Origin of the sequence: Chryseobacterium sp. 'Rf worker isolate 10', from assembly GCF_050753305.1 — a bacterium.
Lineage (GTDB): Bacteria > Bacteroidota > Bacteroidia > Flavobacteriales > Weeksellaceae > Chryseobacterium.
This window is the reverse complement of record NZ_JBOZOF010000002.1, coordinates 834,641-848,976: the sequence shown is the minus strand read 5'-3', so window position 1 is coordinate 848,976 and position 14,336 is coordinate 834,641. Positions and strand designations below refer to the sequence as shown.

Annotated in this window: 16 protein-coding genes; 4 read left to right on the top strand and 12 right to left on the bottom strand. The window is 35.7% G+C overall.

Annotated elements, in window-relative coordinates:
- The first annotated feature begins 225 nt into the window (after window positions 1–225).
- Window positions 226–1,032, top strand: coding sequence for a hypothetical protein (locus tag LKL37_RS13865; RefSeq protein ID WP_431611129.1), 807 nt, complete (start codon window positions 226–228; stop codon window positions 1,030–1,032).
- Window positions 1,033–1,168: 136 nt separating this feature from the next.
- On the opposite strand, the gene LKL37_RS13860 is transcribed toward LKL37_RS13865, so the two are convergent.
- Window positions 1,169–1,495 (bottom strand): hypothetical protein, encoded by a 327-nt coding sequence (locus LKL37_RS13860; RefSeq protein ID WP_431611128.1) that lies wholly within the window; start codon window positions 1,493–1,495, stop codon window positions 1,169–1,171.
- Window positions 1,496–1,535: 40 nt separating this feature from the next.
- Between LKL37_RS13860 and LKL37_RS13855 the strand changes: the two genes are divergently transcribed.
- The 3 genes from LKL37_RS13855 to LKL37_RS13845 all read left to right on the top strand — a co-directional run bounded on the left by LKL37_RS13855 (window position 1,536) and on the right by LKL37_RS13845 (window position 4,320).
- The gene (locus LKL37_RS13855; RefSeq protein WP_047434227.1) at window positions 1,536–1,718 is read left to right on the top strand and encodes a DUF5522 domain-containing protein; all 183 of its coding nucleotides are present in this window, start codon (window positions 1,536–1,538) and stop codon (window positions 1,716–1,718) included.
- Window position 1,719: 1 nt separating this feature from the next.
- Window positions 1,720–2,250 carry a DUF4136 domain-containing protein gene (locus LKL37_RS13850; protein WP_431611127.1) on the top strand — a complete coding sequence of 177 codons (531 nt, stop codon included), beginning with the start codon at window positions 1,720–1,722 and terminating at the stop codon, window positions 2,248–2,250.
- A gap of 279 nt (window positions 2,251–2,529) precedes the next feature.
- Window positions 2,530–4,320 (top strand): endonuclease, encoded by a 1,791-nt coding sequence (locus LKL37_RS13845; protein ID WP_431611126.1) that lies wholly within the window; start codon window positions 2,530–2,532, stop codon window positions 4,318–4,320.
- Window positions 4,321–4,504: 184 nt separating this feature from the next.
- Here LKL37_RS13845 and LKL37_RS13840 read toward each other — a convergent pair whose 3' ends face one another.
- The 11 genes from LKL37_RS13840 to LKL37_RS13790 all read right to left on the bottom strand — a co-directional run bounded on the left by LKL37_RS13840 (window position 4,505) and on the right by LKL37_RS13790 (window position 14,302).
- Complete coding sequence (locus LKL37_RS13840) at window positions 4,505–5,218, bottom strand: hypothetical protein (RefSeq protein ID WP_431611125.1); 714 nt, start codon at window positions 5,216–5,218, stop codon at window positions 4,505–4,507.
- Window positions 5,219–5,323: 105 nt separating this feature from the next.
- Window positions 5,324–5,977, bottom strand: coding sequence for a hypothetical protein (locus LKL37_RS13835; RefSeq protein ID WP_431611124.1), 654 nt, complete (start codon window positions 5,975–5,977; stop codon window positions 5,324–5,326).
- Between the two features lie 19 nt (window positions 5,978–5,996).
- Window positions 5,997–6,377: a hypothetical protein gene (locus tag LKL37_RS13830; protein ID WP_431611123.1), complete on the bottom strand. Its 381-nt coding sequence runs from the start codon at window positions 6,375–6,377 to the stop codon at window positions 5,997–5,999.
- Complete coding sequence (locus LKL37_RS13825; RefSeq protein ID WP_431611122.1) at window positions 6,358–6,918, bottom strand: LemA family protein; 561 nt, start codon at window positions 6,916–6,918, stop codon at window positions 6,358–6,360. The genes LKL37_RS13830 and LKL37_RS13825 overlap by 20 nt, the downstream gene beginning before the upstream one ends.
- Window positions 6,918–7,598, bottom strand: coding sequence for a hypothetical protein (locus LKL37_RS13820; RefSeq protein WP_431611121.1), 681 nt, complete (start codon window positions 7,596–7,598; stop codon window positions 6,918–6,920). Before LKL37_RS13820 ends, LKL37_RS13825 begins: the two co-directional genes overlap by 1 nt.
- 157 nt (window positions 7,599–7,755) lie before the next feature.
- Complete coding sequence (locus LKL37_RS13815; RefSeq protein ID WP_431611120.1) at window positions 7,756–8,547, bottom strand: hypothetical protein; 792 nt, start codon at window positions 8,545–8,547, stop codon at window positions 7,756–7,758.
- An 8-nt stretch (window positions 8,548–8,555) separates the two neighbouring features.
- Entirely contained in the window at window positions 8,556–9,266 is a 711-nt protein-coding gene (locus tag LKL37_RS13810; protein WP_431611119.1) for a hypothetical protein, read from the bottom strand.
- Window positions 9,267–9,278: 12 nt separating this feature from the next.
- Window positions 9,279–9,905 carry a hypothetical protein gene (locus LKL37_RS13805; protein WP_431611118.1) on the bottom strand — a complete coding sequence of 209 codons (627 nt, stop codon included), beginning with the start codon at window positions 9,903–9,905 and terminating at the stop codon, window positions 9,279–9,281.
- A 4-nt stretch (window positions 9,906–9,909) separates the two neighbouring features.
- Window positions 9,910–12,729 carry an OmpA family protein gene (locus tag LKL37_RS13800; RefSeq protein ID WP_431611117.1) on the bottom strand — a complete coding sequence of 940 codons (2,820 nt, stop codon included), beginning with the start codon at window positions 12,727–12,729 and terminating at the stop codon, window positions 9,910–9,912.
- 11 nt (window positions 12,730–12,740) lie between these two features.
- A complete protein-coding gene (locus LKL37_RS13795) occupies window positions 12,741–13,229 on the bottom strand; it encodes a DUF4280 domain-containing protein (RefSeq protein ID WP_149386713.1) in 489 nt (162 codons plus the stop codon).
- A gap of 29 nt (window positions 13,230–13,258) precedes the next feature.
- On the bottom strand, window positions 13,259–14,302 hold the full coding sequence (locus LKL37_RS13790) for a hypothetical protein (RefSeq protein ID WP_431611116.1): 1,044 nt from the start codon (window positions 14,300–14,302) through the stop codon (window positions 13,259–13,261).
- Between the last annotated feature and the right edge of the window lie 34 nt (window positions 14,303–14,336).

The following is a 14,336-nucleotide window of genomic DNA, read 5'->3' as shown; positions in this document are numbered from 1 at the left end:
TGGAATCATCACTAATTGAAATCCATAAAAAAACCCAACACAATGAATAAATCATAAAATAAAACCCAAATAGACAAACATCTACACAAAACAATCAATATACTAATTAAATTTGCATGAAAAACACACATGCTTTATAAATTTCATTTTATTTAATCAAGATTTTATAGTACTTGAAATTTATATTGATTGGAAAAATATATAAAAACACAAATTAAATAAATTATGAAAGCAAAACATTTCATTTTAGCTTCGGTTTCCCTCTTTTTTTCTGTAACTGCTTTAGCGCAAATTGGTATTAATACCAGTAATCCTAATCCTACAGCCGCTCTGGAAATTTCTTCTAACTCTAAGGGATTGCTAATACCCCGATTAACAACTGCTCAAAGGGATGCTATAACTACTCCTGCAGATGGGTTGCAAATTTTTAATTCCACTATAGGATGTCTACAGACCTATTCTACTTTAGCAAATTCATGGGGCTCCCTTTGTGGAGGATCAGCTGCCGGAACTTTTGTCTCAAGATTTTTAGCCTTTAAAACAGTTGATCAGTCAATGCCGGTTAATAATAAAAAATATGATATTACTTTTGATAATATTGCATTCAATGATATGGCTAATTTTGGAGGATCTTACAACTCATCAACAGGAGGTTTTACTTTACCCGCCGGATTGTATGAAATAACCTATTCCCTTGTCATTTTTTTAAATAATACTAATTTCACTGATACCCCTGCAACAGCTCCAATAACTATTAGTAGTTTTGAAAATATAGCTGGTGATGCTAATGGAACTATCATAGGCGGTGTTGATGTTCAAAATAACAAAGGAACAACAACTGCTGATACAAGAAATTCAACTGTTTTAAAAACATTTTATCTTAAAACTACAGCTGCGGCAACATTCTACTTGAAAGAATTATCATATAATGGAACCGGAGCTACTTTATCTACAAGTAAATTCTTTAATGGAGGAAGTGGTTATAATCAATCACATCTAAGCAATTATATATCTATAAAGCAATTAAAATAATTGTCGTGCTATTATTGATTCAATACAAAAAATTAGCTTATATTCAATATATCTGTTTTTAGAATAATAAAGCAAAATATTAAAAACAAAAATACATAATGTTTATAAATCTCATTACGATAGGATTTATAAACATTTATATATATTTTCTAAAACTCCAGAATTTTCTTTTTTTGAGATAATCCAGATTCTTTTCATTAGCGTAAGCTTCTCTTTCAAATGAGATTCTTCTGTAGGCCAGATAACCGTCTTTGAGCTTGAAAAACCAATAATAATATTCAATAACATAGAAAACATAGAAGAAAACAACAAGCATTTCCAGTTGTTGTCTTAAATGAATTTTTTCGTGATTAATCAAAACATTATTTTCCTTATCTTCGGGTTTCCTAATGAAGATAAAGGGAAATAGAGCAATGCCATTAATTTTTAATTTTTTTAAAGGCTTTTGGCACACAATTATCATAGTAACAAATATAAAAAGTTTTTTGACTAGCGTTTAACTTATGGCCCATTATGACATCAAAGAAGGTGAAGACTTCTACTATAATGAACAGGGGTACAAGGTTTTTACAGAAAAATTCCATCTGAAAAGAGGATACTGCTGTAAAAGCGGATGCAGACACTGTCCTTACGGGTATGATAAAAAGACTGATACATTCATTAAAAGTGATAAAAAAAATAAATAAAATGAAAAAATATATTTTTATTTTGTTAGCATCTGCTACTTTAGGTCTAACTTCTTGTAGTCCTTTTCAGGTGCGTTCAGATTATGCTGAAACAGCCAACTTCAATTCTTTCAAAACCTATAAAATAAGAATTGATGATCTGAAACTGAATGATATTGATAAAGACAGAGTGCTGAACGAACTGTCCAGACAGCTTCAGAGCAAAGGTCTTCAATCGGGAGAAAATCCTGATCTGATTATCAACGTAAAAGCAAATCATAAGAAGGTTACCGATATTAATTCAGCTTCACCTTACGGAATGTGGGGATGGGGCGGACCATTTGGATGGGGCGTTGGTATGAACAGAACCTGGACAACGAATTATAATGAAGGGGCTCTGATTGTAGACCTGGTTGATGCTAAAACCAACAAATTGGTTTGGCAGGGTATCGGAAGCGGAATTTCTGTAGATTCACCAAAAGCGAAACAAAGACAGATTCCTGAAATCATGGCTGAGATCATGAAAAATTATCCGCCACAACAAAGAAAATAAGATGTAAGTCATCCATTATATAAGCCGGTACTTTTGTACTGGCTTTTTTTATTAGGTTTTAAGTTTAGACTAAAGCCATATGGATTCTGATTTATTTGATGAGTGGGCTAAAGCCCACTCCTATTGAATTGAATACAGATACAGATATTTGATCACAGCATAATTCATAATTCATCACTCATCACTCATCACTTCTTACATGCAGTACATTTCAAAATTAACGATTCCGTAATTTTTTATTCACAAAAATGTGGTATTCTTGCTTAAACTTGTATTGATATGAAAAAAATCATCTTATTCTCTTTATTCGCGGGACTTTCGCACGCCCAGGCTCCTGCCGGATACTACAATTCTGCCAACGGGCTAAGTGGCGCAGCACTGAAAACTGCATTAAGCAGCATTATCACCAACGGACATCAGGATAAAGGCTACAACGGATTGTGGACAGCCTATAAAACTACTGATATTGATAAGGACTATGAAAATGATGGTTCTATCCTTGATATGTATTCTGAAAAACCTAACGGTACTGATCCTTACAAATTTACTCCGGGAACCAACCAATGCGGTACGTATTCTACGGAAGGAAATTGCTATAATAGAGAGCACGTTATTCCTCAAAGTCTTTTTAGCGAAGCTTCTCCCATGGTTGCAGATATTCATTTTATCAGAGCTACAGACGGAAAAGTGAATGGGATGAGAAGCAACTATCCTTACGGAAAGGTTGGAAGTGCTTCTTTTACATCGCTGAACGGATCAAAGCTTGGCACATCAGTTTCTTCAGGATATTCGGGGACGGTTTTCGAGCCGATTGATGAGTTTAAAGGAGATGTTGCCCGTATGATTTTCTATTTTGTAACCCGCTATCAAAGCAAACTTTCTTCTTTTTCGTCAGGGAATATGCTGGGAAGTTCTACTTTCCCTGGATTGCAGACATGGGAACTGAATGTTCTTCTGGCCTGGCACAATCAGGATCCTGTTTCTCAGGCTGAGATTAAGAGAAATAATGCGTCTTATGTTTATCAGGGAAACAGAAATCCGTTTATTGATAATCCTAGTTATGTGAATCAAATCTGGGGTTCTCAACAGCCGGCAAGTGATACTCAGGCTCCGACTACAGTAGCAGGCCTGAATGTTTCAGGAAAAACTTCCAGTAGCATTTCTCTTTCATGGAACGCTTCTACGGATAATGTAGGTGTTACTGCCTATTCTATTTATATGAATGGAAACCTGAAAACTACAACAAGCTCAACTTCAGCAACCATTTCAGGACTGACTCCTTCAACTACTTACAGCTTCTATGTTGTAGCGAAAGATGCAGCAGGAAATTCTTCTTCGAACAGTTCTACTGTTTCCGGTACTACCAACTTCGGAACAACGACTCCAGCTACCAATTGTGCGAATGAAAATTTTGAAACAATTCCGGCAGCGAGCGCGTCTTATTCCAGCAGAACCTGGAGCAATAGCGGTATTTCATGGACGGCAACGGATGCAAGAACTGATCAGACTCTCAATAATAAAGCGATTACGGTAAGAAACGGTTCACTAACTTCGAGCAGTTCTGCGAATGGTATTGGATCTCTGACAGTCACTACACAACTTAAGTTTACAGGGAGTAATGATACTTTTGATGTAAAAGTGAATGGAACAAGTGTAGGAACAATTTCTTACAGTGCTTCAGCAGCAACTACAACCATCAACAATATCAATATTTCCGGAAATGTAGTGATAAGCCTTGTTAACAATTCAACCAGTAACAGGGTTGCTATAGATGACCTTGCCTGGACTTGCTATTCCGGTTCTTCAGCAAAAATGACTCAAAGTGCGCCTGCAGAAACCGGTTCTAACAGTTTTAAAATTTCTCCAAACCCTATCACGAATCAGGAGATTTTTGTAAAAGGAGATCTTCAGAAAGTAAAAAAAGCTGAGATTTATAATCTTCAGGGGAAGACTCTTCAGACAATTGATCAGCCTTTCAGAAATGGAAATTCTATTAAAACAAGAAATCTTGGACAGGGAGTTTATATTTTGAAACTGGATCAGGTGACGATGCAGTTTATAGTGAAATAGTTCGAATAGTAATTTGATATAAAAAATGCCAGTCTTTTTAGACTGGCATTTTTGTTTTTGAAACTCTTGCAGATGGAGTGGATTTCTTTTAACGCAAAGGTTTTATTTTTTCTGCCTTATTTTTAGAAAGCGAAGAGGAATCAGTAAACTGATTTGACTAAGCGAATGCTCTAATTTATTTGTTTTAATGAATTTTATCCAGATCGGGATATCCTGATCCTTTGAGAAGATCTTTCCATTCTTTATTTCTGAATACAAAAAGATTACAGCGGTATTCGTCTGGTCTGTTATCTATTTTGGTTTCGCAGTAATAATAAAGCATATCTTTATTTCTCCAGATCGCCACTTCCTGTCTGAGTTTATTTTGCGTCTGGATGATCTCATTATCTTTAACTTCTGATTCAAAACCTTCACGGATGGTATCAAAACTAGGTTTCTGCAATGTTTTGTTCAGGTTATCCAAAAGTGCAGTTTTTTCTTGTTCTGTATAAATATCAAGCTGATACATACCCAATTCATCTTCTTTTTCATTAGCAAGAGGACCTATCTCATGATCTACTTTTCCAAAGTGTAAGATTACTTTATTAATATTTTTATTATTCTTTCCTTCCAGATCTATTCCGTTGAAATGTAACAGTTCTTTTGATGAAAAGGCCAGTTTTTCATTTCCTATCAGAGTAACTTCATTGGTACGTACAGCTTCTTTTGCTGTGGCTCCTGCAGATTTTAAAATTTCATTGATGTTTTCTCCAACAGCAATTTTGGCAAGATTAAAGGGTTCTGTCTGAGTACTACCCTGCGTTTCGATTAAAGATTCAGTATCTTTATTTTTCTGATGGCCGCATGAGGCAAGTGCCAAACAGATCATTGGTATTAATACATAATTCAATTTTTTCATAATGCTAGTGTTAGTATCCTGTTATCAATAATAAAACAGAAAAAATGATTCAAGTATAGATAAACGATTCTTTATTTATTTTGTTCTATTCTTACCGCCAGTATTTTAATTCATATATTTATACCAGGGAGATCCCTGAGGTGTTGGATATTTTAATCCAAAAACAGCATTATTACGATAGGCATCTTTCGTAACAGAAATGTATTTATTTCTTATTCTTCCATCATCTTCTATAGAGATACTTAGTATGGAATAGTTTTTCCCGTCATCCCAAAAAAAAGAGGAAGGATACGTGAAGGTATTTTTCTCATTTTGATTCCATGAAAGTTTTTCCGGAGAAAGTTTTTTTAGCTTTTCAAAAATAGGTTTTACAAGTTGGGCATCGACAGTCGCTTTATCCGTAATAGAAGCTGTAGGGTTCCCATGTTTTTTCATTATTTTTTCTATAAATTCCAAAGAGTATTTTTCGGCAGCATTGGTATCGACAGCTCCTACTTTCCCTTTGTACACTGTAATCCTTGTCCCCATTGTATTGTCTAATGGAATATTTCCATAGCTTACCCCTTTGTTTTCATCAGCATAATACTGAGTGATATCTTCTTTTGCTGCATCTTTCAGAAATAAATCTTTGTTTTCAAAATCATACTTCTTTGCATCATCACCTAAAGAAACCGATGACAGGTCAAATGATTTACTTCCACAACAGATATTGATCAATACTACAAAAATTAATACCAGTACTCTTACTTTTTTCATCATGTTAAATGTTTTTCCAAAATTACTGATTTTGTTTTTCTTTGATCATTTTAGACCAATCTGTAAACATTTTGGTAATGGTATTGGCATTGATCAGGCTGAAAAAAAACATTCCCGCGAATACTGTAAGCCAGCAATAGGCTAGTTTTACTCCATTTTTATCGGTAATAAAAAAAAGGATAAATATTGTAATTGCCCCTACTATAAATGTAAAAAGCAAAGTATACATCAATACATGAACAATATACATGCTGAATTTAAGCTTTCTGAAAATCCATCCTATCACAGCAACCGGAATAAACAACAAAAGCGGCAGAAACATAGCTCCGAAAATGGTTACTTCCGGGTAATCCGCTATTTTATCTTCTAATCCGAAAAAGGTACTAAAACTGAACCCCGTCATAATGTTTTTCTTCGTTTGTGATTTCCAGTAAAGTTTTGTCTTTATAACCTAACATTTTCGCCAGTATCACATTGGGAAATTCATGAATTCCGATGTTATACAGGTTAACGCTGTCATTAAAAAATTCTCTTCTGTCTGCTATTTTGTTCTCCAGATCGGAAATTCTTTTCTGCAGTTCAAGAAAATTATTATTGGACTTCAGTTCGGGATAATTTTCTGAAACGGCAAAGAATGAAGAAAGTGCTTTTGAGGTTTCATTGGCAATCTCGGTTCTTTTATCGGCATCCGTACTGTTATGATAAAAAGTTCTGAGCTCTGTAAGGCGGGCAAGGAGCTTTTCCTCATAGTTCATAAAGTGTTTGGCAACCGTAACAAGATTGGGGATCTCATCTACACGCTGTTTCAGCACTACATCAATATTACCATAGGCTTTATCAACATTAAATTTAAGCATAACCAGCTTGTTGTAAAGATTGATTAGAAAGCTGATGATAACTACTCCCAGCAGAATAAGTAATATGATTGCGACCGTCTGATTCATTATTGTGTAAGTATATAAATAATTATTAAAAGGATGATGGAGCAGGTAAACATAAATGATCTCAGCAATGGCTGGTATTTGTTCCAAACCGTGATGCCTGATGACGAAGTAATCCCAAGAACTTTATAATGTTCATCTTTTCTCATGAAGGGTGTTCCGTTTTTGGAATCGGCATAGCCTACTAACAGCATCGTCTGGCCATCTTTTAAAAGCGTTTCTTTGTACCTTTTACCGCTATGGCTGCTTATATTGGTTTCTTCTAATAAAACCAGCTCTATTCCTTCCGGTTCTACTTCTATCATGCCAGTATCATCTTTAATCTGGAAAATACTGCATTGGGTTTCCCGATGAATCGTTCTGTAGCTTTCTTTGCCATCAGAATCTCTGTCGATATCCTCAATGGTATAATAATATCCGATGCAGACTTCATTCTTTACTGGTGAGGATAAAGGGGTTTTCATCACCAATGTTCCTTCAATTTCTGCCAGTCCTTTTGCCACCGAATGAATCTTCGAAGTCGGAAGTGATGACTGAAGACGTAAAAAACGTTTGGCAGCATTAGGCTTCATTACAATGATAAAGACGAAGATAAAAAAAAGTAAAGGAAGAAAAATAATTGCTTTTTCTGCATAGCTGTCATAATTATTGGCAATTTCAAAAGCATATTTATGCAGCGGCATTTTATCTTTAAAAATAACCCACAGAATAAAATAAATAAAGCACGCCCCTATTATTCCTAAAATGCTATATATAATGTATGGTCTTCCTTTTTTCACTCCCATCTATTCTAAAACCTGGTAAAAATATCTGAATATTATTTCCGTATTTCTTTCTTTTCTAAATGACTTCAAATTCTTCTTTTCCTTGTGGAATATGAAACATCAGCTCCAGCATTAATTCTTCACCGGTTTGTTCTTTATAAAGGAAAAATGCGGGTTCTCCGTTCAATTTTTTATAGGTTGCCAGTTTTCCATTGCCATAGATTTTCAAAATCCTGTCTTCCGGCAGTGGCATCATTGCAAAGCCATTATTAAAATCTTCTAATAAGCTGTTCAGTCTTGCTTTTGCATCTGCATCGCTTAAATACATGGATAAAGCCATATTTTTTTCACGGTCCTTTATCATTTCAAAGTAAGATTCATATTGCCTTGAGCCGATAAGAATGCTTATTTTTTTGTATGCCGAATCCAGTTTGGTACCAAGGTAAGAATTATCTTTTGAAATGGACAGCAGATCACGGCTTTGTTTCCAGCTCATCATTTCATAAGGAATTTCAGCCTGAAAAGATGATTTATGGCTTAGTGAAGGCAGTTTCTTTGCAGTTTCTTTTTCTGAAAACTGAAAATTACCACAATCTTTTTCGTGAACAAATTGGTCATTGAAAACATCAAATAATTTGATGGTATATTGAAATACTGTTCTTGAATCTATATGCTGTTCTCCTGTAACCGGCAGAAGCTTGATTTCAATTTTCTGTTCACCGGAACTGCTTATTCCGAAATTAACAGGGACGTTGGGAGACATTTGTCCTTCTGTTTCCAGAGCGATAACGGGAATATCATTCACCAGAACTTCGAATTTGCAATAAACAGCAGTAAAATCAATGGTGTAGTAAGGTTCTTTAGCCATTATTGTGGTTATTTATTGTAAAACATATCGAGACTGCGGTAAGAAACCCATTCTTTATATTTCGGGCTGGTTTTATCTAAAGCAAAGATCTTCAATGTATTTTCATTGGGCTTCTTGGATAGATTAACGGTATGGATGGTGAAGAAGGTTGTTTTGGCATCTTTATCTTCCCAAACCTGCACTGTTTCTTCTATATGATCTGTTTTGAACTCTCCGTTTTCATCAAGGAAAATAGGTCTTTCTTTTGTATTTACTTTTTTATCTGAAAAGTCTGCTTTATGACCTGCTTTTTTTTCAATAGCACTCAGAATGGCATCTGTATTGTGGTTGTTCTGAAGTACCATTTCGTAACACCAAACTTTCTTATCATTCTTTGAATAAAAAACGGAAACGTCATCCGCAGCCGATTGCAGGGCGTTATTAAACAACGACAGGTTCAGGTTTTTATCTTTTGGAAATTGAAATTCAACATAATCCACCGAGGTATTAAAATCGCCTGAAGCATTGTCATTAGCAGTTAATCCAACTCCTTTGAGTACCTCTTCTCCATTGGTTCCGAATTTCAGATCTTTAAAATCCATTTTTCCCTGTGTGTTGTTTGCTGTTTTATTTATAACGTTGGTATTGGCTGTCTGGGAAACAGATTTACCTGTTCCTTTTTCCTGACAGTTCATGAGAACAAAGCTCAAAACAATTTGGCATATAACGATCTTTTTCATTCAACTTTTTATTTAATTTTGTTCCTTACTATATACACTATAAGGGTAATTTTCTACCTTCTTATTATTTTTTATTCTGAATTTTAAGTATTCAGAATATTTTGTAGCCTGAGTAGCATTAATGATCAGTGTGGTAAAGTTAGTATTTAAACACAACAGATCCGATTCTTTTGTTTTTTCTCCTTGTATTTCGGCATTTCCACTATTGAGAATGTATAGCTTTCCGGAGGTTTCCCAGATGATATTCCTTTCTGTTTCGTTTCCTTTATCGAAAGCCGGTTTTCCTAATTTATCAAGAAGGAGTTTTTCCAGTTTTTCGCTTTCCTTCTGGGTATACAGATGGATTTTATAGCCGTTTATCTCTTTTGAATCTCCTAAAAACTCAAGATAATTTTTTCCTGCATAGGCTTCAGAGCTGCTTCCAATTTCATTTGCAAAAGTCTGTCCGTACAAGCTAAAAGTATTCATATCTTTTACCTGATAGGCAGTAAGCTTTTCATCTAATATGGATTTCTTCTCTGTATAGTCTGCAACACTTACAATCTTTTCTTTTTTTACAGGGAAAAGAATAGTAGATAAATCTTCTTTTGCTGTACTGCATGATGATATAAACAGAGATATGATTAAAAGTATAAACATATTTTTAATTTTTCTTTTTTTCCCAAAGTAACATTTTGTTGTCATAACCTGCTAGTTCTGCTAAATATTTCATGATATCAAATCCGTCAAAAAATGTACGGGTTCTGTTATAATTTACCGGAGTCCAGTCTGAGCTTACTTTTTTATAGGTAAATCCGGCTTTTACCATAACCACTACTGTTCCCACACACGGGTCTATACTTAAACTCGGAATATAATAAATTCCGGCTGTGGAATCATATTTTAATTTATGCCCTGAAGTAATTCCCATTGTTGCCCCTGCAGTTAGTTTTCCTTCTACGTGTCCTTCCAGTTCTGGTTTTTTTGTAGTTCCGATAACCACAAACATTCCTTTTAACTCGAGTCCGGATTTTAATTCAACGGTTATATTGGAGCTCAGATCAAAATTGACTTCCGCTCCGTCTTTCACGGTACTGAATGAACCATCGATAACACCGTCTACTTTTCCTTTTACTTCAAGATCAATGTACATTTTAAAATTGATAACCACATGTTCTGTTTCATATCCTTTGCTGGCCCATTCTCTTACCATATTGAAGATTTCAAGAGCAAGCGCATTTCCAGTTCCGGCTGTCGCTACAGCAACTCCTGCCTGAACAATTAAAGCCAAAAGGTCAAAAACAATGGCCAGTTCAACCAAAGGCTTTGCTTCAATGAAGAGCATCAGTTTGGTTCCTATATCAGAATGGGCTTCATTCACATCTGCTTCCCATTCTGCTCCAAAATATAATGCGGGAGCATTTAATTTTATTTCAAATGGCAGCTTTCTTCCTACTCCTTTGGATACCACACCTTTTGTCTGTGATGTGATTCCCTGCGACATTTTTTTAACGGAAGAAATAATAGAGAAGAGTTTACTGATCTTATCTTTATATTTCAGAGTAAGCTCCGGCTTACAATAATAGCTTCCATCTTTTTGTTTGTCATAAGAGGCTTTAAGTTCTACTCCGAACTCTACATCTGTGTATTTTCCTTTCTCTTCATTGGCAAGGCTTAATGCTTTACTTCGAAGTTCTTTATGCTTGTCGGGAGTCATTTTCTGCCATTTTATACTTAAGCTGTTGCTCAGATTGATAAAAAAGGCGAATCTCCACTTTATATCCGGATATGCTTTTATTAATACCGTAGTTCTTTTCTCATTGCTGTAATATCTGCAGGTATGTACGTGCATATGAAACTGATTTGGGCTGGAAGATGCCGGCCAGATATATTGCATAACAGTCATTGATTGGGCATCAAACCCAACTCCTCCTCCAAAATTATACCTGCTCAGCGGAGCATAGACTTCGTAAGGGAATGATGGAGTCTGGAAACTTTTCTTTGTATCTCCTTTATCTATTGCCTGCCCTACGTCTACGATATAAATTTCTTTTTTATGCTTGTTTTTAGTATCTCTGAAACAGCTGTTGGTATCAAATCCTGTAACATCAATAATGAGTTCTTTTTTAGTGGCTGAAGTAGGAGCCACTACTGCATAATTAATCGTCTGGGCATCATGGGCATTGAATACGAATGAGATGTCTACTCTACGGTTGTTTTCGTAGTCTTTCTCATTTTTGTATTTGATATTATCTCTTCCCATTTTATCATCGGTAGGATCTACTTCTCCTTTTCCTACTGAGATGATTCTTCTTGGATCTAATCCTCCGTCTGCAAAGAATTTTTTAACAACATCTGCTCTTCTTTGAGAAAGTCCTCTGTTGTAATTTTCTTTTCCTATAACGCAGGCATACCCACTGAGATTCATGGTGGAGTCTTTATGCTCGAGAAGGAATTTGAGTACGTTATTCAGGACTGCAACTCCATCTTTATCTATAACTGTGGAATCAAATTTAAAAAAAATCGTCCTTTGAATATGCTCCTGTAATGCCGCAGATTTTATCTGCTTTACGCCATCCCCGTTTTTAAATACGGTAGCTATTGTATTGTTGGCTTTTCCATCCTTTGTTTCATTTTCCGTGATCTTGATGATTTCAAACTTGCATGGTTCCTGCCTTACGGAGTTTACATCCGGCTTATATACTTTGGTTGGAGTCTGATTCTGGGCTCCATTGGTATTGGTGGTAACTATTTTATTTTTTACATTCAGATAGATGGCATGAAGATCATCACCAAGTCTATCTTTGATGTACTGTTTTGATGCAATATCTTTTACTTTAATATAAAATTCTTCTACATTCTGAATGTTGTCCACATACGCCATCCAGGCAAAGGTATTTTCTATTTTCAGATTTACTTCACCGTCTACCACCTCTACATTGTTATAAACATGTACAAGTTTATCTTTTTTTGCCGTCTGCTGATTCCAGAGTTCAATGGTGAGTGCATTTCCATTCAGACCTTCAGTCATCAGGTTAAGGTGAACAATATGTCCATAGGAAATATACTCGGTCTTTTTATTGTTTTTTATGCTTTTGCTGTTCTTTTGTGTAGACCATTTGCTGCTTACAATAATGGGATCACACCAGCCTTTAACAAATAATCCTGTATTACTTTTGGTATCTCTTACTCCTGAAAGACTGACTTCTATGTAAAACTGATAGCTTCCGCAATATTGTTTATCTATTAAAAATTTATAGCCACCTGCAGACGTCATCTGATTGATAATAATTTTCCTGCTGCTGTTCTGCCTCATCCAGGTAAGAGGTTTCTTTTTGTCTGCATCTGTAGTGCCCGGCAGCCATTCGTCAATACCAAACTGCACCCACTGGTCAGGTTTTATTGTTACCCTTTGCCCTAGTACAGACATTTTGGGGTAATACAGTCCACTTACAACTTTTATTTTTTTTACGCCTTTTGCCATTTTCTTATCATTTAGATTGCACTATCCTGCCCTCCTCCTGAAGGCTGCTCATTATACATTTCTTCGGAATCTACCAATGGATTGATCTGCTGCTGAACATCTTTATCGGCATTTTTGAAATTCTGCTGGCTGGCTTCAGCTCTCTGTCCGTGGTCTATAATTTCAATGCAGGGTGTTCCGGCAATGGCACATACTGCCTTGCTGTCTTCTACAATGATATATCCGCCATTGCTGAGCTGTACTTTATCATAGAACTTCTGCCATTCTGTAACCATAATTTTGCAGGGTGGCGGCGGAACTCCCATTTTGGTGCAGTTTCCGAATGTATTTTTTTCAAATGTGGCTGCTCCTATTTCTTTCGTGGTAACGATCAGTTTTTTGGAAGCACTTTTATCATTGGCATATTCTTTTTGATGTGTAAGTACTTTCAGCTTATCCGGAGCCTGTCCGAACTGGCATTTGCACATGGCGCCCTGTACTACAATATGTTTTTCTGCCATATTAATTTTATCTTTAGTGAAATGGTTTTTTATTTTTCATCAATTCCTGAAACTGATACTGAAATCTTTTTCTCTTCCTGCAGCATGATACTGCATTCGAGGTAAAGAGATTCCGGAAGTGAAGTTTCTTCTTTCAAATAGCTTATTATTCTGAAAGTTCCTTCTTCATTCATCACAGGGTTATCTTCTATAATCAATGAAAAAGGTGATTTTCTTATCAAATCATCAATGTCTCTTTCTTCATATAATGTTCCGGATCCTTCTATGGTGATCAGCCCTGTTTCTCCTTTCAGCGGATCTGTTTCCAGTGTCAGTCTATATCTGGGTTCAATGGCATTGTCCACTACCGGAAAGGTTGTTGTCACTTCTCTTCTATATTCCTTTCCAAAGCTCTCGTATATCCCAAAGAACAAGGCACGGATGAAGTAGTCATTTTTAAGATAAAGACTGATAGCTTCAGGTTCGCTGATTACTTTTTCAATCTTTCCGCAGTATTCGTCCACGGTTTCACCTTCAAATTCTTTATATAATTCTTCTTTTACAGCAGGCCATCTTTTAGGAAACACCTCAGCATTTTCTATGGCATCAAATTTCCCATGTTCATCTGTACTGATCTGTAAAGGATATAAAACCTTTGATGTTCTGTACGCCAGCAGATCTGCAATTTCATTGACTTCTTCTTCGTTGAGATAAAGGTCCGATGTCCTGTCTATTTCAAAAAAGTGTTGTCCTTTTTCTGTTTTAAGCCAGCGAACGGATGTTTCATATTTTAATTCGCTTTGGGCATTTCCTTTTTCAATGATAATGACTACACTGTATTTCCGCACTGAATTTTCCGGCTGAAGGATAAGGCTGTTTCCCTTTCCGAATTTTACTAAACTGTCTTTATCTGCAACAGCTGTTCTGGGAACAAAAAGTTCTTTCTGTCCGTTAAGGTTGATCAGGATCATATCCTTAACAACGCAATGGTTATTATGGAAGAGTTTTAATACATCTTTATCCAGCCCGTACCGCGAGGCTATACTTTTTAAAGTTTCATCTTTCTGAACGGTATGTATGTTGTATTTCTGCATAAAATATTCCTGCTTCAATTTCTTTCTTTGTATA